The sequence below is a fragment of the Aliivibrio sifiae genome (genome assembly GCF_002954715.1).
Taxonomy (GTDB): Bacteria; Pseudomonadota; Gammaproteobacteria; order Enterobacterales; family Vibrionaceae; genus Aliivibrio; species Aliivibrio sifiae.
On record NZ_MSCP01000001.1, the window covers coordinates 1,579,661 to 1,602,168 of the forward strand.

A 22,508-nucleotide genomic window follows, 5' to 3' on the forward strand; every position below is an offset into this window, starting at 1 on the left:
TTATGCTCACGAATAAATCAACTAAGCATTAGTTTTTTAAATATTTAACACAAAGATCATCAATAGACAGCGGCTTATCAAAGAAATACCCTTGTGCTAAATCACATTTATATTCTACTAATTTATCTAACTGATCTTTTGTTTCAATCCCCTCAGCAACGACTTTCATTTGACATGAAGCACCTATCGCAATAATCGCTTTAACTAAAGTTTCACTTTGCTGATTTATAAACAAACTATTAATGAAGCTGCGATCTATCTTAATCTCTGTGATCGGTAAAATATTTAAGTAGCTTAATGATGAATAGCCAGTACCAAAATCATCCAAAGAAATACCAAAACCTAATTCTTGTAGTTGCTTGAGAATAGGTGAAACATCCTCTAAATCACTAATGAGGATATTTTCAGTAATTTCCAATGTAATTCTAGGTATATCAATGCCTGTAGCACTAACAATGGATTTTATCCTTTGCATAAAATCACTTTTAATCAGCTGCCTAGGAGATAGGTTGACCGAGATTGTCGTTGCATCGATGCCATTAGGCATAAATTTCAGCATATCTTCACAAGCTTGTTGTAATACAAAATCGCCTATCTCATCAATAATCCCAATCTCTTCAGCAACCGCAATAAAATCTACAGGAGAAACAAAACCTAACGTTTTATTATACCAACGAGACAATGCTTCTACGCCATACAGTTGACCCGTTTTAATATCAATTTGCGGTTGATAAACTACTGATATTTCATTATTAATCAGTGCCGTTCGAAGTTCTTCTTCTAAACTAAATTCATAATTCACTTGAGCATCAATCGTATGATCAAAAAATAAAGCAGAGCCCTTTTGCTTTGCTTTTGATTTATATAAAACAATGTCTGCTTTAGAAATCAAATCAAGTGAGTTATCCGCGTCACTTGGGTACATCGTTACACCAATACTACAACTTGTAATGATCGCCTTACCATTAATAGAAAAGCTGTTTTTGAATACAGATTGAATCGCCTCTACTCTCTTTTCAGCCTCTTCTTTTGAACTCAATAACGGAAAGCAAAATACAAATTCATCACCACCAAAGCGAGATACCATGTCATCATGCTTAAGTAAGGTATCGAATTTCTGACTGATTTGTTTTAATAAGATATCACCCACTTCATGGCCAAAATGGTCATTTATCTTCTTAAAATCATCTAAGTCGACAAACATTACCGCCAAGTATTGATCTAATTCCTTAGCCCGTTGAATTCCCTTCTCTATTTTAGATTCTAACAACACTCGATTGGGCAGCTGTGTTAAAGCATCATGCAAAGCCATATGCTGCATTTTATTTTTTGTTTTTTCTAATAACGTAAAATCACTATGAATACGTTTTTTAAATCGATTAAAGCGCATACCAATATACTTACTAACACTTAAAGATAAGATAGTTAATACCAACGCTAAAATTAAGGTAAGTAACAAAATTTTAGTTAAAGCTATTTTATTTTGTTGCAGTAATAGTGTCTCTTTCTCTTCTAAAAGTCGTTTATTTTCATCCGTATAAACCCCAGCACCAATGACCCAACCCCATTCATTGTATTCTTTAATAAAACTCAATTTTTCTGCTTGTTCTGCCGTTCTGGGTTTAAATGCACTAATGTATTGCATATACCCTCCACCATTATGCGCTAAGGTAAGCATTTTTTGAGTTATTGGGCCTTTATTTGGTGAGTCTTTACTGTATTTGTTTGGATCAATCTTGGATTTATTATAATGAGCGAGCGTATTCCCATATTGATCGAGCAAAAAGATATACCCACTTTCACCAAATCGAACTTCAGAGATCCACCTAAGTAATTTTTCTTTTATATCTTCTTCTACATTGACAATGTACTCACCGGTACCGATATAAAAATTTAATGGCTCAAACCACTTTGCATAACCAATCTTTTCAAATTCTTGATCTTTAATGTCAGGTTTGGGATACCACCAACGGCTAAAACCTTCTCCTTTTTCTTTCATTAGATCGATGTAATTCTTTACTGGATAAGACCCACGTACATCTTGGACATGTAATAAATTCTTTCCTTCTAAGTCAGGAAAAATAGGATGCATTAAATTATGTCCATCCATCCCATAAATAAAGAAATAACCGCGTCCATCATTAAAGCGAGACTGTCTTAATGCATTAGTAATAAGCTCCATTATTTCACTTTTTGGCTTATCTTTATTTTTCTGGTAAATAAAACTTACTGTTTTAAATGCATCATCCACTCGTAATTTAATTGAACGCTTTAATGTTGCTTCAGTTAAGTTACGTTGATAGCTAATCTGCTGATAAATAGTATCAACCTGATGCTTAATACGGTTCTTCTCTTTTTCTACAGACTCACTGTGTAAAGAAGCGATTAATGTTTCAACTTTCGATCTATTCTCATGAATAATGATCGCATTCAACACAAAAGTGAAAATACCAATCAATACGACAGGCATAAGTGAGATCAACGTTAATAGCTTTTTATCAGATCGGCGTTGCATACTCTCTCATTCATAAATATAAAATAAACGTCCAATAATAATAAATTCACAGTGAAATAACATCTTTATTACTATTAATATTGTAAATAACGACAATAGGCGTGAGCCATGCCAAAGGTATATGGTCTAATTACTGAAAATAAGAAGGAAAAGTAGACAATTAGTATGAGATACCTGCTTTGAATCTGAGAAGAAAAATAAAAAAAAGGATTTTGATTTGGTATCCTTCCTTTCTTCGTACTAAATTAGTTACTTAAACTATCACTGTTTAATTGTGATTATTCTGAGGTATTAAATGAAACGATCTACATTATTAGCACTTTCTTCAATTGTACTGTTCACAGCAGGATGCTCTCAGCAAACAGAACAAACTCCACCACTCTCTTCTGATAACACCAATCCGCTATGTAACGTCGATAACGGAATGGCTGGAGGTTGGGTGACATCAACAGTGACACCTGAAGTGGAAGCCGCACTGGATCATGTATTAGGAATGATGAATACATCAGCCAAATTAAAACAAATTCTAGATGTGAAAACTCAAGTCGTTAGCGGCATTAATTACGCAATCGATTTTGAATTAGACGATGGACAAGTCTGGAATACTAAAGTGTTCAGAAGTTTAAATGGCAAATTCAAAATGACTCAACCAGCCCAACAAGGCAGTTTCACTCAAGATTGTCAGTAATTAATATTTTATATTTTATATTTTATATTTAAGAGGATTTTTTATGTTTAAGAAAACAGCAATTACATTTGGCTTACTTATCTCTCTTGCTGCTTGTAGTTCTACCGTACCTAAAGAACCAGAAAAGGCGAATATGGCCAACCCTGCCGCTGAATTTTGTGCTGAGCGCGGAACATATGATTTAGATTCAGGTAATTGCACATTAAACAATGGTGATGTAATTAACGCTTGGGAATATTACCGTAGCCAGAAGCACACCATGACAAAACCTGTCGGTAAGCCGAACCCAGCAGCTGCTTATTGTATTGAGCAAGAAGGCGCTTACAATTTAGATAACAGCGACTGTACATTAAAAACGGGTGAAGTGGTTAATGCGTGGGATTTTTACCGTAGCAACCAAAAGTAATATCGATTTATCCCCTATAATTTTTATCGATATATATTAAGGCTGTTTTTTCAGCCTTTTTTATACCTTTTCTTTTACTGATACCTAATCTCATTTAGAATGCATCCATTGCTTATATTATATGGATGAATCATGTCATATTTACTTTCTATTACCTTACTCTGGGCCTTTTCTTTTAGCTTGATCGGCGTGTATTTAGCTGGCCAAGTAGATGCTTGGTTCTCTGTTTTAATGCGTATTAGTTTGGCTACTCTTGTTTTTCTTCCTTTTTTACGTCCCAAAAAAGTACCATTACCTATTGCATTTAAACTCATGCTAATTGGCGCAATACAGCTTGGCTTAATGTATGTATTTTACTACCAATCTTTTCTTTATCTGACTGTACCTGAGGTTTTATTATTTACCGTGATGACACCTATTTATATCACTCTATTAAATGATGCTTTTGAAGGTAGGTTTCACCCTAATTTCATGATCAGTGCTGTTATCGCAACACTTGGAGCGATCGCTATTCGCTATAATGGGATTGATTCAGGATTCTTATTAGGCTTTGCGACGGTTCAAGGGGCAAATCTTTGCTTTGCTACAGGTCAAGTCTGTTACAAACGCTTAATGAAAGATCAGGACATTGAACAAAAAACAGTCTTTGGCTTCTTTTTTATTGGTGCCCTTATCATCGCGTCAGTTTGCTATGCACTCTTTGGTAACAGTGAAAAATTACCAACAACAATGACACAATGGGGTGTATTGGTTTATTTAGGAACTATCGCTTCCGGCATTGGATATTTCATGTGGAATAAAGGGGCGACACAAGTCAATGTTGGCGTATTAGCCGTGATGAATAACCTACTTATTCCTGCTGGCATTTTAGTTAATTTACTAATTTGGAATCGAGATGCCGATGTCTTGCGCTTAAGTCTTGGTGGCGGATTAATTCTAATTGCTTTAATCGTAAACCAACAATTAGAAAAACGTCGTCATATAAATAACGCATCTTAAAAAAATGGGCCTTATTAACAAATCAATAAGGCCCATTCTAATTTATTTTTTATAATTAACTTTTAATTGGCTTACACCCGAACGAAGCGACATTACAAGTAAAGTACAACCAAGAAGCTGCACCAACAAACTTACATCCCTCTTCAAAAATTTGAGTTACTTCATAACCAAACGGTAAATAACCTTGAATCACATCCGTTGCAATAGAACCTGCAAGTAGCCCACCCGCTAATAAAAATGCAAACCCATCAATTTCGATGATGTCTTTAAAGTGGAGTACTAATATAGCTAAAGCCACCACTACATAAAAGAAATAGCAAATATATTGGTTCACATAACGATCATGAATTAAAAAGAAATCATCTGTTGCTAAAATTGAAGCTAATATACCCATTAAAATAAGTAATCGTTGCTTCTTACCACGGTGCAAGAAAATCGCACTAAAGTAGGCAACTGCCAATGACGATACCCAAAACCAAACACCTATATTCGATAAAAATCCACGAAAGCTATGTACTTCCGTTTGTTGTGCAAGATCTCTCAATACTTCCATTGGTGTGAAACCTAATGCTTTATTCAGTCCTATTAAAGAAAGCGCATAAAATGCGATAGCAGGAACAAAAACAATCGAAAGGTAAATTACCATTTTTCGCGGTTGAAATATTTGTCGAATAATTTGAATCAAAATAACACCTATAAACGTGACCAACTTCACAAGGGTGCAATTTTCCACTTCCATAAAGAGAATAGCAACGAAAAAGCGACTCATCTATAAGACAGCATAAAAAGTAATGATATTAATTAATCTGATTCTTAATTCATATTTACGTTTAGCAAGAACACAATGTAAAAAACACCTTCATAATATCAATATAATTATCTATAAAATGACTTATTTTCTGTTTTGAATGACACAATTCTTTGTTAAAAATGACAGGGCAACCTGTACTCAATAAATTACATTCTTGATTAGTAAATTTTATCCTTACAAGAAAAATTGCTCGTTTTACTTGCTCTCTTTTTAGCCTCATAGTCGCGGAAAATCTACTTCCTATTCATTATTTTGAGGCACTGCGGTGAACACATCTACATCAACTCAATCACAAGCTGGTCTACTGATCCCTGTGGTTGCTCTTTCTTTATTTGCTATAGCATCAGGATACTTAATGAGTCTTATCCCGTTGATGTTGAGTCAATATGGGATGGAGGCGAAATACGCCAGTTGGTTAGCCAGTGCTTTCTATGCAGGTCTACTTGTTGGCGCAGGACTGATTGAACCTTTCGTAGCACGTCTTGGCCATAAAAATGCATTTGTGCTTTTTCTAGGCTTACTTGCAGCAACGATTGTAATACTTCCTGCAGCTCCTATTGAGTGGATATGGATGACAGCACGTTTTATTGCAGGTATTGCTGTAGCTGGTGTTTTTGTTGTTGTTGAATCTTGGTTATTAATTGGTGATGCAGAAAGCCGTCCGAAACGTCTTGGTTTATACATGGGCGCACTCTATGGTGGCTCATCTCTAGGACAACTAGGTATCGGCTTTATCGGTATTGAAGGGTTACTTCCTTACTATATGATCATTGGCTTGATCATGATGGCAATTGCTTGTCTAATATTTGGGAAAGGTGCACAGCCACAAGTTCAGCATCATAATGTGCTAAACCTAAAGCAAATTTTAAAATTAAACAAAGCCTCTATCATGGGTTGTGTTGTTTCTGGCCTATTACTTGGCGCAGTTTATGGATTAATGCCTCTAGAGTTAAAACACAGAAACATCAACATTACTCAAATTGGCAGCTTAATGGCCCTGATCGTTCTTGGTGGTATGGCAGTTCAACCTATTGTGTCTTATTTATCTAAGCACTTAGGCAAAACATTATTAATGGCATTATTTTGTGTATTAGGTGTCTTTGCTATTGGTTTAACAACACTAAGTGACAGCACTGCCATTCTTGCTACGTCATTAGTACTTCTTGGTATGGCTGCATTTGCACTTTACCCTATTGCAATCTCTTTAGGTTGCGATACGTTAGATGAGTCGTACATTGTTTCTGCTACCCAAGTGATGCTATTTAGTTACAGTATTGGCTCTGTATGTGGTCCAGTACTCGCAAATACGTTAATGCATACTGCTGAAGGCTTAATGAGTTACTTATTTGCTATCTTACTAGCAACGGCAATTTACATGCTACTAGCAAGTTTGCGTCAACATCGTCCAATGGTTGCTGGAGAGTAATTTTATCTCTCTTTGATTAACGCTAGGTTCTTAGGGTGCATGGCGATACAATACGCCCTAAGAATTCTTTATGAGTAGTTACAATGGAAGATGCACAATACGTTGTTGAATGGGGCGAAACAATCACCCTTAATTTTGAAGGTGCCCAACTGGTTTCGGCTTACCATACTTGTCCAGAAGAAGGTGATGAAACTGACCTTGAATTTGGCGAAGGCTGGTTCCAAGGCCCTGATGACGAAGAATACCGTATCGAATTACAAATGGCGCCTTTCCATCCTTATGATGAAGATCCTGTCCGCCTAGCAAACATCACGATTAATGGTGAAATTGTTAAGATCTTAGAAATTGCAGAAACCGTTGATGGTGAATTCTTTATCGAGCCAAGCGACAGTGATTACTAAGTTAGCATCTATTTAATAAAAAGCGCATTCAACATAATGCGCTTTTTTTATCACGATAACTTTCCTCTTCATAATAACTTTTGTTTGTAACCTTTAATTATTCATATTGATATGTTACATAAGGCCTCTGTTTTTATACTATATGGCAGTAGTCGATGAGAGCCATCATTCAACAATTTGGTCCAGCATTAGAATCAATAACAATAGAATCTTATAGTTCACCGTCTCCTCCCCCTTCACAGATTCAATTAAGAATGCGTTACAGCACCATCAATCCATCCGATCTCATTACTATTTCTGGTGCTTATCGCTCTCGAATTTCTTTGCCTTTTATTCCAGGATTTGAAGGGGTTGGAATTGTCCATCAATGCAATGAACAAGATCCGGCTTTCTCAATTGGGGATAGGGTTTTACCTATTGGAAGCGCAGGGGCTTGGCAAACCTATCGAAACATCGATGAGCAATGGTGTTTTACTGTTCCTAATCAACTCAGCGATGAGCAAGCAGCCACATCCTACATTAACCCTATGACTGCTTGGCTAATGTTATCTGAACGTTTACAGATACATCAAAATATGACAATACTTATTAACGCGGCAAATTCTGCAATAGGACTAATGCTCATACGTATGTTGAACCATCTTGGAATACTCCCTATCGCCGTTGTTCGTCGAGATGACACCTTACAGGAGTTCGAAGGCTGTAAACTTCAACGTATAATCAATATAAATAATAATGATGATTATCGATCACTAATTGAAATGAAAAATCACACTAAAATAAATGCAATTCTAGATTCTGTTGGAGGGTTAGAGTCTTTAATGCTGTCGTCGTTACTTAAAGAAAATGGGCAGTTTATTAATTATGGCTTATTATCCGCACAACCTATTCCATCTCAATTTTGGCTTGAACGTCCAGACATCGATTTCTCTTACTTCCATTTAAGACAGTGGATCCACTCTGCTAAAAAAGTAGATATTCAAAACAAGCTCAATGAAGTAATGCAGTTGGTTTATGAAGGAATTGCTGATACAAAAATTAGTGCTCGCTTTTCTTTAAACGACATCCACAACGCACTCAATTATGTTCAAACTAATGAAGATATAAAGAAAGGGAAAATCTTACTCACTTTTTGATATTAAGAGTAGATACTCTGCAACTTTCACGTTGTATCTACTCGTCGTTTTAATTATTTAATCGCTTTTCCATCGATAAATGTGGAATATCCGCCTCAATAAACTCTTCACCGTATGGCTGAAAACCCAGTTTAGTATAAAAATCAATTGCGTGTTTTTGAGAGCCTAAATAAACTCGTTCATACCCCTTATCTATCGCTTCATCAATCAGAGATAGTACAATTTTAGAGCCTAAACCCTTTGAGCGAAACTCCTTAACAATCGCAATACGACCAATATGCCCATCATCTAAAATTCGCCCAGTACCTACAGCTTTACCTTCAAAAGTAACCAGAGCATGAACAGCAACGCCATCTAGGCCATCAAATTCTATCTCAGGGTCAATCTGCTGTTCCTTAATAAAAACCGTATCACGGATCTCACGAATAAAATCTTTACTCTCACCAGAGTATTCCACATTTTTCACTTCAAACATGTTATTGCTCACGTTATGTATATTTTAATAATGCGTATTACCTTACCTAAGATTTAGACCAAAACAAGCATTAAGTAACATTCAAAAAAAATGCCACACTCAATAGTAAGTGTGGCATGAACCCAATATGCCGTGGATTATCATATGACTAGGTTTTTCACTCACATTCAAATCTTAAAAGCGATGATAAACATCAGCGACATCGATAAGCATACCGCTGTTTTTGGTCGTATTATCATCAACAAAAATTGCATAAGTAATCTCCATTATTCACCAATAAAAATAGGATAAATACAGTAATTTTACTGAGAGAGTGATTAATCACTTAAATAATACGTTAAGTATTAGAATAAATTATTTACCAAACTATCATGTTAGATGCGTATTTGAGGTTAAGTGTGGGATGTATATTGACAATACATAACAGAGGGCTATAAATTAAATGATATAACATTTTTTAATTAGGCTTATTTATGGAATTACAACCGAAAGATAATTTTGAACATTTCCTGATGAGTCAAGTTGAGAGATTAACTAAGTGTGAACCTAAAAACTTTGACCAGACATTTGTAATACTTGCCACAGAAACGCTTAAATGGTTTCAGCTAGACAGACTGACTATGTTTCCCAATTCAATGCTACTTCTCAATGATGGAAAAACTATTTCGGTTTCTCTTCAAGGTATTCCTGAACTTGATAAACTTCGATTTGTTAAAGGGAATTATAAAGAATATTTAAAATTATTGCGCTCAACACATTCATCGCAAAGCTTTGGCCCTGGTGAATTAGAGAACAATCGAATTACCCCTCTCAACGTACTTTATGAAGAAGGGGTTAAGTGGCATGGAATTATCAAACTAGAGCTTTTTGGTCAAACATGGGGAGCATTAGCCTTTGTCCGCTTTAACTCCAATTTACCCGAATTAACGGAAGACGACATTAACCGAATAAAATTACTTAGTGATCTGTGGTTATGTTATTGGCAACATTCAACTATCACTCGGAATTTACGCCAAGGTATTGATTTAAAGGAAGACGAAGGAGAAAAGCTATTACTACTGACTAAAAAGCAGTGTTCAGTATTAACCCTTCTAGCCCAAGGATATACAGCGAAACAATGTGCAGAGAAATTATTTTTAAGTTCTAGAACCATTGAGTCCCATAAATACAGAATGCTTGATTTATTAGATTTAGATAACCATACTGAGTTAGTTCAATTTGCACTTCGAAATGGCCTAGGTATTCAATCTTAATGCTAGTCATCGGATAACGAACTAAAGTGAATTAAATATTTTATAAAATCAGTAAAATTACTCTATCTTGTCACCTCTTCTCTCATTATTCTCTTTAGTTGTCTTCCTTTGTCACTAAAGTTCATCACTAATAATGAAAAAAAATATACTTATCATTGGTATTTATTCTAATATCGGTTACGACTTAGCGATCCTGCTACTCAGAAAAAAACATAATGTTTATTGTGGTGTTCACCGAACAGAAAAGCCTAAAAAACTAAGAAAAATGGGAGCATATGTTCATAAAGTGGATGTATTTTCAGAGCAAGAGATTACAAATATCATTGAATCTATGATTATGAATCTCGGCCACATTGATATAATTTACACTAATGTTTATCGTGCAGAAGAGTTAGCTCGCTCAGTAATGCCTCATATGCGACACCAACAATTTGGACGCCTTATTTTTACCACCTCTGTCGCTAACAAAATCACAAAATCAATCCAAAAAATAGAAGATTCAAATATTCAGATCGTCACCATTGACACTAGCCACACTCAAGCCGAATTTGATAAAGTTCAACCAATTAAAATAAGAAAAACACATCCATCAAATACACTTAACGATACGATCAATATACTAATATCTGCAGGGCTATCTTCTTCTATGAAGTTAAGATCTCAATATACTTTAGATGCGAACTTAATGGCATGGGCTCAATATATTTTGGGTAAGAACTATATGAATAACCTATCCGTCTATCGGATAAGGTAACGATATTCAGGCAATAAAAAAGCCAAGACAACTTAGTGTATCTTGGCCTATTAGTTCGTCACTCATATATAAAGTTAAGTGGTTCTTCTATATGTTCGACATCAATTTTTTTAATCTTGCTAAATCAATCGCACTTGAACGTACAGTTAGCTTAATATGATCATATTCATACTCTTCTTTAACCACACTCATGCTTGAACGAATTTCTCCCACAATACCTTTGGCAGTATAAGGTACGATGATCTCTTCTTCAATCATCCCTTGCTCTGATGCATTCACAATATATTTATGTAATTTTGCTACATCAAGAGGATTTCGAGTTGAAGTCATCATAGCATCTGGGAATTCATCCATCAATGCATCTTGTTGCTCAGGAGTCAGTTGATCTGATTTATTTAAAACGAGTAGCTTATCAATCCCGTCAACGCCGACTTCGCCAAGAACCTCATGTACCACTTTAAGTTGTGTTCTAAATGTAGGGTCTGAAGCATCAACCACATACAACAATAGTGATGCATCATGAGCCTCAGCTAAAGTTGAATGGAATGAAGCAACTAAATCATGTGGTAATTTTTTAATAAACCCAACGGTATCAGACACAAGGATACGAGGTTGAGTTATGGGATATAAAGCACGAACGGTAGTATCCAATGTAGCAAACAGCTTATCTTCAACTAATACTTCACTTCCTGTAAGCGCACGCATCATCGATGATTTACCCGCATTGGTATAACCAACTAAAGCCACACAGAATAATTCAGATCGTTGTTTACGACGACCTTTCAACTCAGCTTGAACACTTTCTAACTCACGTCTTAATTCTGCCAGTTGATCTCGAACTTTACGACGATCTAACTCTAGGTTTGTTTCACCTGCACCTTTACCCATTTGGCGTTCATTATCACCAACGATAGACTCTCTAAGGCGTGGGGCAACATAATTAAGGCGAGCCATTTCAACTTGTAATCGCGCAGTTCTGGTACGTGCATGACGGCTGAATATTTCAATGATAATACCAGTGCGATCATACACCTGAACACCAAGCTGGTTCTCAACATTACGCAGTTGTGATGGGCTTAAATCACAATCGAAAACCACCACATCAGCACAACCAAAAGGTAGATTTTCTGAAGGGATATCGTCGAAATCCATCTCATCAAAGAAATCTTCAGTATCTGCATCATCAACCTCTCCTTGATTACCCGTGATATGTGCGATTTCGGCTAGCTTACCAACTCCCAATACATTCACTTTTTGAGTTGATGTTTGCTTTTGAGATTGCGTACCAACAACTTTAAAACCTAGAGTTGTCACTAAGCGGCCAAGCTCTGCAAGAGATGCTTTGGCTTCGTCACCTTTAAACTGTGGTGTACAAATAGAAATAAGTAACGCGTGGTTAAGTGATGGTTTCTCTGTTAATTTCATGATTTTATCTTAGTGAGTCGAAACCCAAACCTAATTTTTATCTAAAGTTAACCTGATCCTACGCTGTTATAGGCTAGCTTTATAGGAAAATAGAAAACTAAATACATATATTATTTTAATTAGTGATAAATCATCGATATTTCAATGGTAATTACCACCTATTAACATAATTCTTATGTTCAGCATCCTTATGCATAAGTTACTCTACCAAGGTAGGCGTTCTCCACTATAAGTCAAAAATGAACCGCTTTCTTGTGGTGTGCTTGAAGCTATCAACCCAATAAGATCATAAGCAACTTTTTCTGGTGTAAATAATTTACCTTGAGGGACATTACCTTGAAATGGTTCAGATAAAGGAGTGTCAGTTGTCCCCGGATGAAGAGCTAATACTACACCATTTTTTAACATTCTTTGCCATTCAATTGACATCGTTTTTATGAACATGTTTAAGGCGGCTTTTGATGCTCTATAGCTATACCACCCACCCAATTGATTATCTGAAATACTGCCAACTTTGGCAGAAATGACAGCAAACTTAGGCTTATCTGTCTTTTTGAGTTTTGGTGTAAAATATTTAGCGAGTAGTAATGTTGGTAATGTATTAGTAGTTATCATTTGTTGAAAAAACACACTATCTAATGCCGCTAAATTTTTCTCTGGTCCTTTATTTGAAGTATGTAATAGGCCAATACAATTAATGACCCAATCAATGTCATCAAACAATTCACTTAATGATTTTACATCTTCATTATTGCTCGCGTCAGCTTGATGCCAAGCAACCCTCTCATGATACCAGTGTGGTTTTACTCGCCGATAAGTCGCATGAAGTTGAGCATCTGGGTATCGAGTAAGACTCTCTTTTAACATCGCAAAGCCTATTCCCCCATTACCTCCAACAATAAGTATCTTCATCACACCTCCTTAATATGAGTTAAGTCATCTTAAAAAATCACTTTGAGCAACTATTTTCATCACAACGTGAGGTACCCGTTAACCAATAGGAAACGCGGTAACGATTATTCGCAAAGCGGAGATAACACCAATCAGCAAGTACTTTAACTCCCGGCCAACGCAACGGAGCGTAAAGCCAACCTTTACCAACTAATTTCCATGCCAGATAAGTCACATCTAATCCAAGAATAAGATCACCATTTTGATTTAATGCATGTAAAACTGTATTTGCCGCTTTAGCATCAATATGAGGATATTCAGAAAATTCCTCACTATAAATATCAATGGTTTTTATCGCTTTGTTTTTGTCTTGATTACTAAGTGCATTCATCTCTTTTGCGCACAATGGGCAAGTTCCATCATAAAAAATTGTTAACTTATGCATATAATCCTCTACTTTTAACTATCATAGGTTATACGTTACTGGTTATTTTTTAGATCAAAACTCAAAACGAGTGTGCTTATCTTTGATATTAGTTACAGAGGGAAGATATTGAATTAATAGGATAATGGAATGATAGTTTAAATTTCCACACACGCAGAAACGAAAAAACCCCAGCATTTCTGCTAGGGTTTCGAATGTGGTGGTGAGTGAGAGATTCGAACTCTCGGTACGTGAGAGCTTCGCTCTATCATTACCTAACGGTAACGTGCCGTACAAAATCAACCACTTATAAATAGCTTCTTCAGTCATTCAATCTTCAGTGTACTCTTTATTGTCTTTCTTTTTCAAGAACTTTGACACTGAAAAAAACTTAACTCTATTTATCAAAAAATGCATTACATTGAGAAGTAACATCTTTCTTTAAGGTATCTTCTCATGAACATGAGGAACAACGCCTCCTTCTATACTTATCTCTTTAGTTGATTATAAGAAATAAAACCAATAGATAAGTACCTCTGCTCCGCAGTACTAAACCTTAGATCTTTCTAATTTATCCTAAAAATTGAAATAATAGATAAAAAATTTTATTTCACAGCTATCCCTTAGTAACTATTCTTATCTTCCTTCTCTTAAAAAAGAGCTCTATAGACAGTGTTAAAGCTACATTTGGGTAGGGCCATCAGAGAATAACCTATCATAATTAATACTAATAATAAGTGCTAGCAACCTCGGCCCTGAAGGATACATCTTATTACGTTCTTTATATTACAAATCATTAGTTTAAAACTGTAAAAATCGAAAGCGTGTGTCGGTTATTGTTACGATCTAGCTACATATTAGTTATCGACTCTTCTTCCAATAAGGTCATACTAATTAATACATGTAGCACACCTCATTAATCATAGATAAACTAAACATGATTTAAACAGCATTCCCTCTTTTTACTAAATGAAAGTAAACCACCACACCTACAATGTATCTACTACATCTAAACCACCATATATATATCAAAATTTAATGGTTTAAATGTACAACTATACATCTATCAAGCATAAAAAAGGCTGCATACTAGCAACCTTAAAAAACACCTTTAAATCATCACATAACTAACTACGACTATTCTTTTCCCTAATCGGCGTAGCTTCTAAAGTGAACTTAACAATAGGTCCAATTGGCGTCCAGAAGTACCGAGAAGAAACTGAAGGATTAATTAAGTCAGTTCCCCCTGAGATTTCTAGTAACCTGTTTCTAGCTCTAACCTCGCGGCTACTAAACCTAACAGGAATGACACCTAAAATAATAAATGAACTTGCCGACACCTTCACTCTAGGTAGCTCTTGATACTGGATAGACGTCAAATCTTGCTCATTAGTTAAAACTAAGGGCCGAGAACTACAGCCACTAAGAAACAAAACAACAAAGACAATTGCTACTAATACTTTATTCATTTTATATCCTAAAATTTATAGCCTATCGTTACTGCACCTTGGCTTAGTTCCATGTCTGTTACAGGGATATACTCACTTCTTAAATCTACATACAAACCAAAATCAAATGTAGCTCGAACCCCAACACCTATGACTGGGTTAGTTTCATCAAAAGTTGTATTCACGCTATTTGCTCCTGATTGAATAACACCATCTTCACTATACTTAGCTATCCCTACTACACCATATGGCTTCAAACTCCATTTGTTAAAATTAAAAGCATAACCAATATCACTTGTCACTTTAAACATTGAGCCATCAAGATCTACGCTGTAAGAGTACCCACTAACAGTATCACTATTTTTTTCATACGAAACATTGATACCGACAATACGGTTAATGTCATAACCATATTCAAATTTGATACCTGAACCATAATCAACACTGCTATCAGACAGTATCGTCGCCGATGAACCTATCCCTACTCTATGACCAGAAAAGTCTTCATTAGACTTAGCATAAGCCGCACAAGAAAAAATAGTTGGCACTAAACAAGCTGACAACACTGCAACTAACTTCAATTGATTTTTCAAAATTTACTCCAAAAAAGAAAACTAATAATAATTAAAAAGCAAAAAGTGATTAGCATTCTTACGACGAATAACTAAAACACCAAAAGTGTTCCGCATGCGGAGCAATTATTTGCATTTTAACAACTAGTCTTTGTTCCACAAGCGGAGCAAGAAAAGTTGACATAAAAATGACAAAGGCAAATGTTGTTGGAAAACAAATTAGAGCAATAAGAAAAGAAAAAAAATTAACTCAAGAGCAGTTAACTACCAGATGCAATCTTGAAGGATTTGATATAAGTAGAGGAACATTGGCCAAGATTGAATCAGGAGTTAGACAGGTTATAGATATTGAGATCGTACTTATCTCAAAAGCATTAAACATTAATATTTACAGACTTTTCCCTTAATTAAGGAAAAACAATATCTTGCATTTTTCATTATAATCTCGCCTTATGGTAAACTAACACCAAATAGGTAAAGTTTAATTGTTTATAAATTATGAAGAAAGAATATCAACTAAAAAAAGAACATCATTATGTCTGGGCTAACTACCTACTTAATTGGTCTAACGATAGAAAAAATGTATGGTTTAAAAGCACTAAAGGAAAATTGATTAACGATAGTGTTCGAATGATTGCAAAAGAAAGATATTTTTACCAAATATCCCATCTAAATAATGAGCATGAATTACTCATAGATTTAATGTCTAGGAAAAGTGAAATACGAGAAAATCATCTTCAGTTCTTAAAGCATTTTCTAGACTATCAAAAATTCGAGGGGATTTTTAAAACCAATGGGGGCAAAAATCAAGAATTTGATATTGCAATGGAAGCTCACCGTCATAATACCCTTGAAAATCTACATACTAGCTATGAGAACAATGCCAAATTCTCAATTAAAAGCTTAACAAACAGAGACTTGTCTTTTTTACAGGATACAAAGGAATCGATAAGCTTCTTCCATTATCTAGGACAACAATTTACCAGAACGAAGTCATTTAAAGATACTACATTGCTAATTATGTCTAAAGGCAAAGGTAATAGCGAACAAGAAAGATGGATATCTGAAACAACTAGTGAGTGTTGGTGGTTCATTAGTCACATGTTGGGTTCAAATATCGGATACGCTCTATATGAATCTAGAAAAGAACAAAATCACTGCCTATTAATTAATAATACTAATCAACCGTTTATCACTTCAGACAACCCTGTGATTAATGTTCATCAAGAGTTAACTCACGATATAAAAAGACCACCCCAACACGACCAATTTGATTTGTATTACCCTATAACTCCTAACATTGCTTTCATGGCTTCTAGCTCCCATAGATTCCCAAATGGTACATCTATTTTAAACAGTGAAATTGTTCATGAATTGAATACTAAAATTGCAACAAATTCATACAAACACATTTTTTCATCAACTGAAGAAGCACTGAAACCATATGGCAAACTTGTAGGAAATAACTATAGAAAAGTAGACGCATTCGTAAAAGAACACAACAAAAAAGCCTAAAAACACTAGTGACCAAGTAAATATGATTATTACTTTTTCCTAATCACACTTTCTATATTCCAATTTTTTCAAAACATTTAACTTATTTATATAAGAAAAACCACCAAGATAAACCTTACCAGTAGTTAACTTACCAACACTATGCCCCATCAGCGATCCTATAAGTTCCTCTTTAATCCCATGGTTAAATAACTTAGTAATCACATAGTGTCTAAATGAATGAAAGCTTACATCTTTCAACTTCAATTCTTGACTACACAATTGACTAAACCACTTACTAGGTGTATTCGTGTAGCCGTTACTTTCGTTGAATGGTAAATCAAGAAAAAGCCTTTCACTAACTGTTTTATTTTTAAGTAAAGGAAATAAGAGTTCTTTTAAGTGGTGGGTTATCGGGATTTCTCTATGGCTTGCTGCGTTCTTCAACTTCTTATCTTCTGAATCAGTATTGATAGATAAGTAAGGTTCACTAGTAAAATGAATATCCCCAACCCTTAACTGAGCAAGTTCATTCAATCTACATCCAGTTAGCAACGCTATTCTAGGTAGATAATACTTCCATTGTTCATCCTGTAACTCTGTAACTCCATCACAGTAGTGCTTCGTTTTATTAAGAATCAATGTAACTTCTATATCAGTAAAGGCTCTACGAGGTCTTACAGGCTGTTTATTAGCCTTCATCTTAAGCCACTCACTATCAACGTCTACAGAAGCCTTTTTAAAACAACTGGATAGTAATTTTAACTTTTTCTTTAGCGTTGTATCACTACAAGTTTGAGTCTCTTTCCATTTATCAATATGCGCCTGATTAAGCGATGTAACTGAAAGAGTTTTGGTAGATAAGGAATCAAGAAAGGAGTTCCAACAACTTAAGTATTCTTTACGACTCTTAATTGATAACTCAGATAGAAGGTTTTCCATATCAATGGATATAAGAATTTTAGTTTCTCTTTTCTGTTTACCTGAAAACTCATAGTAGACAGCTTTAACTTCATCAATTGAAGGGTTTGAAATTGCAGATATACGTAAGGCAAGTGTGGAGGCATTTTGTAAGGCTTGAAGATAATTTCTAGTTCGGAGGCTAAGTTTAGGCTGTAAGTACTTATTATTAACCCTTACATTCCAACGAAAGGTATAAATTCCTGTACTTGATTTAAGGAGATAGTTAGATTCTCTAGAGGAACATATCATAGCTATTGTACTTCTTTTTGTACTCTCAGTGGGCACTGAACAAGCTATAGATACGAAAAAGCCCCGAATAATCAGGGCTTTAAAATGTGGTGGTGAGTGAGAGATTCGAACTCTCGGTACGTTGCCATACACACACTTTCCAGGCGTGCTCCTTCAGCCACTCGGACAACTCACCAAATCATTGCTCTTTTCGAGACAACGAGCGCTAATTTAATGATTTAGCAGGGTATGGTCAAGGTCTTTCTTCATAATCTTTACTATTTGCTTTATTTTTACGCGCCTTGGTGAGGATATAAGCACGATTATTAAAATGGCTAACCTTAAATAGGCCTTACCTAGTGCAATGATTACTTTTATGGAATAACAAAACCATTAAGACTTACCATTATAGCTTCGTCACTTTCATTGAACTATATGCTTGGTTAGATTTAACTGTATTCGCAGACACCGTCGATATCCCGATCAAACCAATTAAACTGAGTATCAGCATTGCTAAAAAATGTTTTTTCATTAGTCCATTAATCTTAATAAGTTCATAACGCCAAAGGTAGCATTTTCTCATCCAAAAATTGAAAGCTTCAATATTAAAAAAGCCAGTACAGAATGACCAGCCTTAAAAAATTCGACTGATAGCTAATTAATGCGCTCGTCGAGTATATCCTGGAACTTTAAATGCTTTACGACACGCATCTAAAAAGTAACCATAAAAAACACCCATCACACATGAAACTGCAGCATTACTTGAAACAGCGGTAATGATTTGCTCTGTACTAGCCCCTACTGCGAATAAAATTGCAGCATAGACTGGTGATTGAAATAATACATAAGCGGTTAAGTCTGCGATGTTTTTCGTAAATGATGCTGACGACAAGCGCGAACCTTGACGCAACATAAAATCACGAAAAATCCCGTAAGGCCATGCAATGGCAATATTAACCGGAATAGATAACGTTCGAGAAGCCAATGACTGCTCAAATGTCATTCCTGAAACTAAAATTTCAATAAACATGCCCGTAATAAAACAAAAAATCACCATTGCAAATGTATCAGCCGCAGCATTGCGAATACTAAATGGTCCTTTTCTAGACATTTCTTTCTATCTCCAAACAAATATAAGGTCAATAACACTAGTTAAAGCACTACTTACAGTCATACAAACTGGAACGTGTTGGTAGAGCAGTAATTATCGCTATTAAACCATAACTTTATTAGAATTAGATATCGAAGTTAAAACAATGTAGTAAGTTTACAACTACTTTTTGATTTAAAATCAGTTTAATTCGCTATTCGTTACATTTCGTAAGTTATTTTCACAAAAAAAAACTTACGAAATGTAACGCCTGAAGCGTAAATTTCTATTCAGACAATATTGAAAGTTCTTGATACAATGATAAAAACTTGAATGGAATGAGAACATTATGTCTTTATCACTTACGGTAATTCTTTCAAACCCTGAATTGGAAAATAAACTGCTTACAGAAGCGCAAACACAAGGTTTTGTTGCTGCTATGGCCGCCGCTCCAAACCTTATTAGTCCTAATGAGTGGTTAGCTTTTTTATGGGGTGGTGAAGAAGTCTCTCCTTTCACCACAGCTGAAGAATTAGAAGCGTATGCAAATGCGATTGTTAATTTATGGAATGAGTACCGTGAAGGCTTCCTTGCTGGTCAGTGGCAATGGCCTGACACATGCCAACTTGATGATGAAGAAATTGTAACTGCACAAACTCGTCAGTTCTCTGAAGGTTTATTGCAGGGTTGGCAATTAACTCGTGATGATTGGGAAACATTAATGCCTGAAGAGAGTGAAAATAATGCTCTGCTTGGTGGCGTATTATTATCAATCAGCATGCTTTTTGACCCAGAAACGGCATTAAATACACTAAAAGAACAAGGCATTGAAGGCTTAGATGAATTTGTAGAGATCTACAATGCAGTTCCTATGATGCTTTGTGGTTTAACTATGCGTGGTTATGAGCTTGCAGAAGCGGAAGCAAACAGAGAAGCGTAATATTTAAACTTAGATCGAAATACGAATAACAATAAAAATGGCGGCCTATTTGGTCGCCATTTTTATTACGTGTATTTTCATATCAACTAACTAGATCTTTCGTCATTGGCGCTAAATGGTAATTATTATTTCCATTTTCAACGTATTATTCCTTTCATTAAATGACTTCTACCTTGGTTCGGATGCCACTTACGTTGGATACTAAAATGACAATTAATGATTTCAAACACTCTGATTTCTATCACATATTAAAAGTGGCTAAAGAGCTAAGTATTTCTATCTCACAGTTCGTAATAAGATCATGCCTAAATATCTTTAAAGGAGTAGTTTGGGCAAGTAAGAAAACGTATAGCTATGTGATGAATTAGTAATATAAAGATTGTATGCATCACGTTATCTTATAAAAAATAACGCGGTGCATTTTATAAGATAAGAATTGAATTAACGATGATTATCTGATTGATTTAATCTACTACTCACTAGGCTTGCTACCATTATTGCAAGATAAAAACTTCCAGTAAGTGACTCTAGAAAAACAAAAAACTTAGGTATAGGTAGCACAGGTGAAATATCACCATACCCCACCGTTGTTAATGTTATAAAACTAAAATAAATAACTTCAAATAGATTATCAATCCAAGCTTTATCTTCAATTCCATTGAATGACTTCGGAAAAAGTTCTATTTGAATAAGATAAATAATTGCCCACGACATCCCAAGTAAAAGATAAACACAAACCGAACCTACAATCTGATTCCGGCTAACATAATCAGTTAACATAACTTGTTTTAATGCTGCGTAAGTATGAGAGAGTAGAAAAAATAACAGTGCTATTAACGTCACTAATGACAAATCATAACCTTCAAAAAATGAAAAGGCTCCTGAAATACCAGCAAGAGTTAATAGAAACCCATACCAGCTACGATAAAAGGTTTGTTTATGATTTACACCGACAATTGAAAGTGCTAAGCAGACAATGATCAGAGCCAAAATCATCTTTTGCCCCCCTTCAAATAATTGTTGCATCATTGCGCTAGTAAATAACAAGCCTAATAAAGCAAAAAATAAGAAGTAAAAATTGTCATCTTTTGACACTTTCTTCATCTTTAATCCTCTTCTGCTTCACTGTCTAGCCAAACCGTAAATAGTTGATACGTTAAACTCAGAACGACTGCGCCAACAAATAAACCTACAATGCCTGACATTGCCATTCCTCCTAATGCTCCTAACAAAATAACCAACATTGGAATATCAGAACCACGGCTTAATAACATTGGTTTTAATACGGCATCACTACCACTGACAATAATGCACCAAATAAGAAAAATAACCGCAGTTGTCGTTGTATTTACGCTGAACACGTAAAAAATTACCGGAAGTAAAGCTAAGATAGGAGGAAGTTGAATTATAGCCACAAGCATAACAAGCAGCATCCATAAACCAAGCGCAGGAACGCCAACAAAAGCCATTCCTATACCGGCCATAACCGATTGTATAACAGCAACACCAATGACACCTTGCACAACACTTCTTACTGTTGTTTTCGATAATGTCGTTAATGCCTCTCCATGCTCACCCGTTAATCGATCAGCAATTAAGATAAATGCACGTTCGCATTTATCTGCATTGGCCATGAAAGCACCGGCGATAATAGTTGAGATAATAAATTGAATGAACCCACCGCCAAGTGACCCGACGAGTGAAGCTAACTTACCGACAATGGCTTTAACCTCTTCTCCATATTTTAAAAGTACACTTTCTAAATTAGATGATGCTTGAATACCAAATGCATAGGCTTTTTCACCAATAACAGGCCAATCAGCCATACTTGCATCAGGTTTAGGAATAGAAATGGTTCCATCTTGATAACCCGTAACTAACTCCGATCCACTAGTATACAACCCTGTAGAAATAGCAATCAGAGGGATAAGTAAAAGTAAAACACCAACAAATGCCAATCCTCCACTCATTTTACCTTTACTGAACCCAAATTTATTATTTCCCCACACTACGACTGGATATAAAGCCGTAGCAATAATCCCACCCCACACAACAAGCAAGATAAAAGGTCGTAATATGGAAAAACACCAATAAACTAAAACTGCAATTGCTGCAATTTTAATAAATGCATCGATTGCCTGTTTCGAAAAGTCAGTTTCAAATCTCATA

The 22,508-nt window shown here is 35.3% G+C and carries 23 protein-coding genes and 1 tRNA gene; 11 read left to right on the forward strand and 13 right to left on the reverse strand.

The features are described 5' to 3' along the window. Positions 1-28: 28 nt before the first annotated feature. Positions 29-2,515 (reverse strand): bifunctional diguanylate cyclase/phosphodiesterase, encoded by a 2,487-nt coding sequence (locus BTO23_RS06995; RefSeq protein WP_105063255.1) that lies wholly within the window; start codon positions 2,513-2,515, stop codon positions 29-31. Positions 2,516-2,810: 295 nt separating this feature from the next. Between BTO23_RS06995 and BTO23_RS07000 the strand changes: the two genes are divergently transcribed. From BTO23_RS07000 to BTO23_RS07010, 3 genes are all read left to right on the forward strand, one after another. Further along, positions 2,811-3,203 (forward strand): cystatin domain-containing protein, encoded by a 393-nt coding sequence (locus BTO23_RS07000; RefSeq protein WP_061002048.1) that lies wholly within the window; start codon positions 2,811-2,813, stop codon positions 3,201-3,203. 43 nt (positions 3,204-3,246) lie between these two features. Further along, positions 3,247-3,609, forward strand: coding sequence for a DUF333 domain-containing protein (locus tag BTO23_RS07005; protein WP_061037032.1), 363 nt, complete (start codon positions 3,247-3,249; stop codon positions 3,607-3,609). A gap of 132 nt (positions 3,610-3,741) precedes the next feature. Continuing rightward, positions 3,742-4,608, forward strand: a complete 867-nt coding sequence (locus BTO23_RS07010; RefSeq protein ID WP_061001974.1) for a carboxylate/amino acid/amine transporter — start codon at positions 3,742-3,744, stop codon at positions 4,606-4,608. A gap of 55 nt (positions 4,609-4,663) precedes the next feature. On the opposite strand, the gene BTO23_RS07015 is transcribed toward BTO23_RS07010, so the two are convergent. Then, entirely contained in the window at positions 4,664-5,293 is a 630-nt protein-coding gene (locus BTO23_RS07015; protein ID WP_170066702.1) for an oxidase, read from the reverse strand. Positions 5,294-5,684: 391 nt separating this feature from the next. Between BTO23_RS07015 and BTO23_RS07020 the strand changes: the two genes are divergently transcribed. The 3 genes from BTO23_RS07020 (at position 5,685) to BTO23_RS07030 (ending at position 8,382) form a co-directional block, all read left to right on the forward strand. Beyond that, entirely contained in the window at positions 5,685-6,845 is a 1,161-nt protein-coding gene (locus tag BTO23_RS07020; protein WP_060990609.1) for an MFS transporter, read from the forward strand. A gap of 83 nt (positions 6,846-6,928) precedes the next feature. After that, positions 6,929-7,246: a hypothetical protein gene (locus BTO23_RS07025; RefSeq protein ID WP_060990608.1), complete on the forward strand. Its 318-nt coding sequence runs from the start codon at positions 6,929-6,931 to the stop codon at positions 7,244-7,246. Between the two features lie 155 nt (positions 7,247-7,401). Continuing rightward, a complete protein-coding gene (locus tag BTO23_RS07030) occupies positions 7,402-8,382 on the forward strand; it encodes a zinc-dependent alcohol dehydrogenase family protein (RefSeq protein ID WP_105063256.1) in 981 nt (326 codons plus the stop codon). Between the two features lie 49 nt (positions 8,383-8,431). Here the strand turns inward: BTO23_RS07030 and BTO23_RS07035 are convergent, their stop codons facing one another. Then, the gene (locus BTO23_RS07035; protein WP_060990606.1) at positions 8,432-8,857 is read right to left on the reverse strand and encodes a GNAT family N-acetyltransferase; all 426 of its coding nucleotides are present in this window, start codon (positions 8,855-8,857) and stop codon (positions 8,432-8,434) included. Positions 8,858-9,330: 473 nt separating this feature from the next. On the opposite strand from BTO23_RS07035, the gene BTO23_RS07040 reads away from it, so the two are divergent. Then, on the forward strand, positions 9,331-10,110 hold the full coding sequence (locus BTO23_RS07040) for a response regulator transcription factor (protein ID WP_245922088.1): 780 nt from the start codon (positions 9,331-9,333) through the stop codon (positions 10,108-10,110). Positions 10,111-10,243: 133 nt separating this feature from the next. After that, a complete protein-coding gene (locus BTO23_RS07045; RefSeq protein ID WP_061001968.1) occupies positions 10,244-10,864 on the forward strand; it encodes an SDR family NAD(P)-dependent oxidoreductase in 621 nt (206 codons plus the stop codon). A gap of 87 nt (positions 10,865-10,951) precedes the next feature. Here BTO23_RS07045 and hflX read toward each other — a convergent pair whose 3' ends face one another. From hflX to BTO23_RS07070, 5 genes are all read right to left on the reverse strand, one after another. After that, complete coding sequence (hflX, locus tag BTO23_RS07050; RefSeq protein WP_105063257.1) at positions 10,952-12,289, reverse strand: GTPase HflX; 1,338 nt, start codon at positions 12,287-12,289, stop codon at positions 10,952-10,954. A 204-nt stretch (positions 12,290-12,493) separates the two neighbouring features. Next, positions 12,494-13,201, reverse strand: coding sequence for an SDR family oxidoreductase (locus BTO23_RS07055; RefSeq protein WP_170066703.1), 708 nt, complete (start codon positions 13,199-13,201; stop codon positions 12,494-12,496). A 37-nt stretch (positions 13,202-13,238) separates the two neighbouring features. Further along, positions 13,239-13,625, reverse strand: coding sequence for a thiol-disulfide oxidoreductase DCC family protein (locus BTO23_RS07060; RefSeq protein WP_105063259.1), 387 nt, complete (start codon positions 13,623-13,625; stop codon positions 13,239-13,241). A 1,106-nt stretch (positions 13,626-14,731) separates the two neighbouring features. Further along, positions 14,732-15,073 carry a hypothetical protein gene (locus BTO23_RS07065; RefSeq protein ID WP_105063260.1) on the reverse strand — a complete coding sequence of 114 codons (342 nt, stop codon included), beginning with the start codon at positions 15,071-15,073 and terminating at the stop codon, positions 14,732-14,734. A gap of 8 nt (positions 15,074-15,081) precedes the next feature. Beyond that, entirely contained in the window at positions 15,082-15,645 is a 564-nt protein-coding gene (locus BTO23_RS07070; protein ID WP_170066704.1) for a porin family protein, read from the reverse strand. Between the two features lie 167 nt (positions 15,646-15,812). Between BTO23_RS07070 and BTO23_RS07075 the strand changes: the two genes are divergently transcribed. Continuing rightward, positions 15,813-16,031 (forward strand): helix-turn-helix domain-containing protein, encoded by a 219-nt coding sequence (locus BTO23_RS07075; protein ID WP_105063262.1) that lies wholly within the window; start codon positions 15,813-15,815, stop codon positions 16,029-16,031. A 91-nt stretch (positions 16,032-16,122) separates the two neighbouring features. Next, the gene (locus tag BTO23_RS07080) at positions 16,123-17,139 is read left to right on the forward strand and encodes a DUF4238 domain-containing protein (RefSeq protein ID WP_105063263.1); all 1,017 of its coding nucleotides are present in this window, start codon (positions 16,123-16,125) and stop codon (positions 17,137-17,139) included. 39 nt (positions 17,140-17,178) lie between these two features. Here BTO23_RS07080 and BTO23_RS07085 read toward each other — a convergent pair whose 3' ends face one another. The 3 genes from BTO23_RS07085 to BTO23_RS07095 form a co-directional block, all read right to left on the reverse strand. Beyond that, a complete protein-coding gene (locus tag BTO23_RS07085) occupies positions 17,179-18,330 on the reverse strand; it encodes a tyrosine-type recombinase/integrase (protein ID WP_105063264.1) in 1,152 nt (383 codons plus the stop codon). An 87-nt stretch (positions 18,331-18,417) separates the two neighbouring features. Next, a tRNA-Ser gene (locus BTO23_RS07090) sits at positions 18,418-18,505 on the reverse strand. 462 nt (positions 18,506-18,967) lie between these two features. Then, entirely contained in the window at positions 18,968-19,420 is a 453-nt protein-coding gene (locus BTO23_RS07095) for an L-alanine exporter AlaE (RefSeq protein ID WP_060990593.1), read from the reverse strand. A gap of 328 nt (positions 19,421-19,748) precedes the next feature. On the opposite strand from BTO23_RS07095, the gene BTO23_RS07100 reads away from it, so the two are divergent. Continuing rightward, complete coding sequence (locus tag BTO23_RS07100; RefSeq protein ID WP_061037021.1) at positions 19,749-20,339, forward strand: UPF0149 family protein; 591 nt, start codon at positions 19,749-19,751, stop codon at positions 20,337-20,339. Positions 20,340-20,780: 441 nt separating this feature from the next. On the opposite strand, the gene BTO23_RS07105 is transcribed toward BTO23_RS07100, so the two are convergent. Both BTO23_RS07105 and BTO23_RS07110 read right to left on the reverse strand, forming a co-directional pair. After that, positions 20,781-21,443, reverse strand: a complete 663-nt coding sequence (locus tag BTO23_RS07105) for a potassium channel family protein (protein WP_060990591.1) — start codon at positions 21,441-21,443, stop codon at positions 20,781-20,783. 2 nt (positions 21,444-21,445) lie between these two features. Continuing rightward, positions 21,446-22,507 carry an AI-2E family transporter gene (locus BTO23_RS07110; RefSeq protein ID WP_105063265.1) on the reverse strand — a complete coding sequence of 354 codons (1,062 nt, stop codon included), beginning with the start codon at positions 22,505-22,507 and terminating at the stop codon, positions 21,446-21,448. Position 22,508: the final 1 nt, after the last annotated feature.

What these genes read in the sequence shown, in the direction of transcription:
- BTO23_RS07065 (WP_105063260.1), bottom strand. Translation starts at nt 15,073, where the DNA reads ATGAATAAAGTATTAGTAGCAATTGTCTTTGTTGTTTTGTTTCTTAGT.
- BTO23_RS06995 (WP_105063255.1), bottom strand. Translation starts at nt 2,515, where the DNA reads ATGCAACGCCGATCTGATAAAAAGCTATTAACGTTGATCTCACTTATG.
- BTO23_RS07030 (WP_105063256.1), top strand. Translation starts at nt 7,402, where the DNA reads ATGAGAGCCATCATTCAACAATTTGGTCCAGCATTAGAATCAATAACA.
- BTO23_RS07095 (WP_060990593.1), bottom strand. Translation starts at nt 19,420, where the DNA reads ATGTCTAGAAAAGGACCATTTAGTATTCGCAATGCTGCGGCTGATACA.
- BTO23_RS07005 (WP_061037032.1), top strand. Translation starts at nt 3,247, where the DNA reads ATGTTTAAGAAAACAGCAATTACATTTGGCTTACTTATCTCTCTTGCT.
- BTO23_RS07085 (WP_105063264.1), bottom strand. Translation starts at nt 18,330, where the DNA reads ATGATATGTTCCTCTAGAGAATCTAACTATCTCCTTAAATCAAGTACA.
- BTO23_RS07075 (WP_105063262.1), top strand. Translation starts at nt 15,813, where the DNA reads ATGACAAAGGCAAATGTTGTTGGAAAACAAATTAGAGCAATAAGAAAA.
- BTO23_RS07080 (WP_105063263.1), top strand. Translation starts at nt 16,123, where the DNA reads ATGAAGAAAGAATATCAACTAAAAAAAGAACATCATTATGTCTGGGCT.
- BTO23_RS07110 (WP_105063265.1), bottom strand. Translation starts at nt 22,507, where the DNA reads ATGAGATTTGAAACTGACTTTTCGAAACAGGCAATCGATGCATTTATT.
- BTO23_RS07040 (WP_245922088.1), top strand. Translation starts at nt 9,331, where the DNA reads ATGGAATTACAACCGAAAGATAATTTTGAACATTTCCTGATGAGTCAA.
- BTO23_RS07055 (WP_170066703.1), bottom strand. Translation starts at nt 13,201, where the DNA reads ATGAAGATACTTATTGTTGGAGGTAATGGGGGAATAGGCTTTGCGATG.
- hflX (WP_105063257.1), bottom strand. Translation starts at nt 12,289, where the DNA reads ATGAAATTAACAGAGAAACCATCACTTAACCACGCGTTACTTATTTCT.
- BTO23_RS07025 (WP_060990608.1), top strand. Translation starts at nt 6,929, where the DNA reads ATGGAAGATGCACAATACGTTGTTGAATGGGGCGAAACAATCACCCTT.
- BTO23_RS07105 (WP_060990591.1), bottom strand. Translation starts at nt 21,443, where the DNA reads ATGAAGAAAGTGTCAAAAGATGACAATTTTTACTTCTTATTTTTTGCT.
- BTO23_RS07000 (WP_061002048.1), top strand. Translation starts at nt 2,811, where the DNA reads ATGAAACGATCTACATTATTAGCACTTTCTTCAATTGTACTGTTCACA.
- BTO23_RS07100 (WP_061037021.1), top strand. Translation starts at nt 19,749, where the DNA reads ATGTCTTTATCACTTACGGTAATTCTTTCAAACCCTGAATTGGAAAAT.
- BTO23_RS07060 (WP_105063259.1), bottom strand. Translation starts at nt 13,625, where the DNA reads ATGCATAAGTTAACAATTTTTTATGATGGAACTTGCCCATTGTGCGCA.
- BTO23_RS07045 (WP_061001968.1), top strand. Translation starts at nt 10,244, where the DNA reads ATGAAAAAAAATATACTTATCATTGGTATTTATTCTAATATCGGTTAC.
- BTO23_RS07010 (WP_061001974.1), top strand. Translation starts at nt 3,742, where the DNA reads ATGTCATATTTACTTTCTATTACCTTACTCTGGGCCTTTTCTTTTAGC.
- BTO23_RS07035 (WP_060990606.1), bottom strand. Translation starts at nt 8,857, where the DNA reads ATGTTTGAAGTGAAAAATGTGGAATACTCTGGTGAGAGTAAAGATTTT.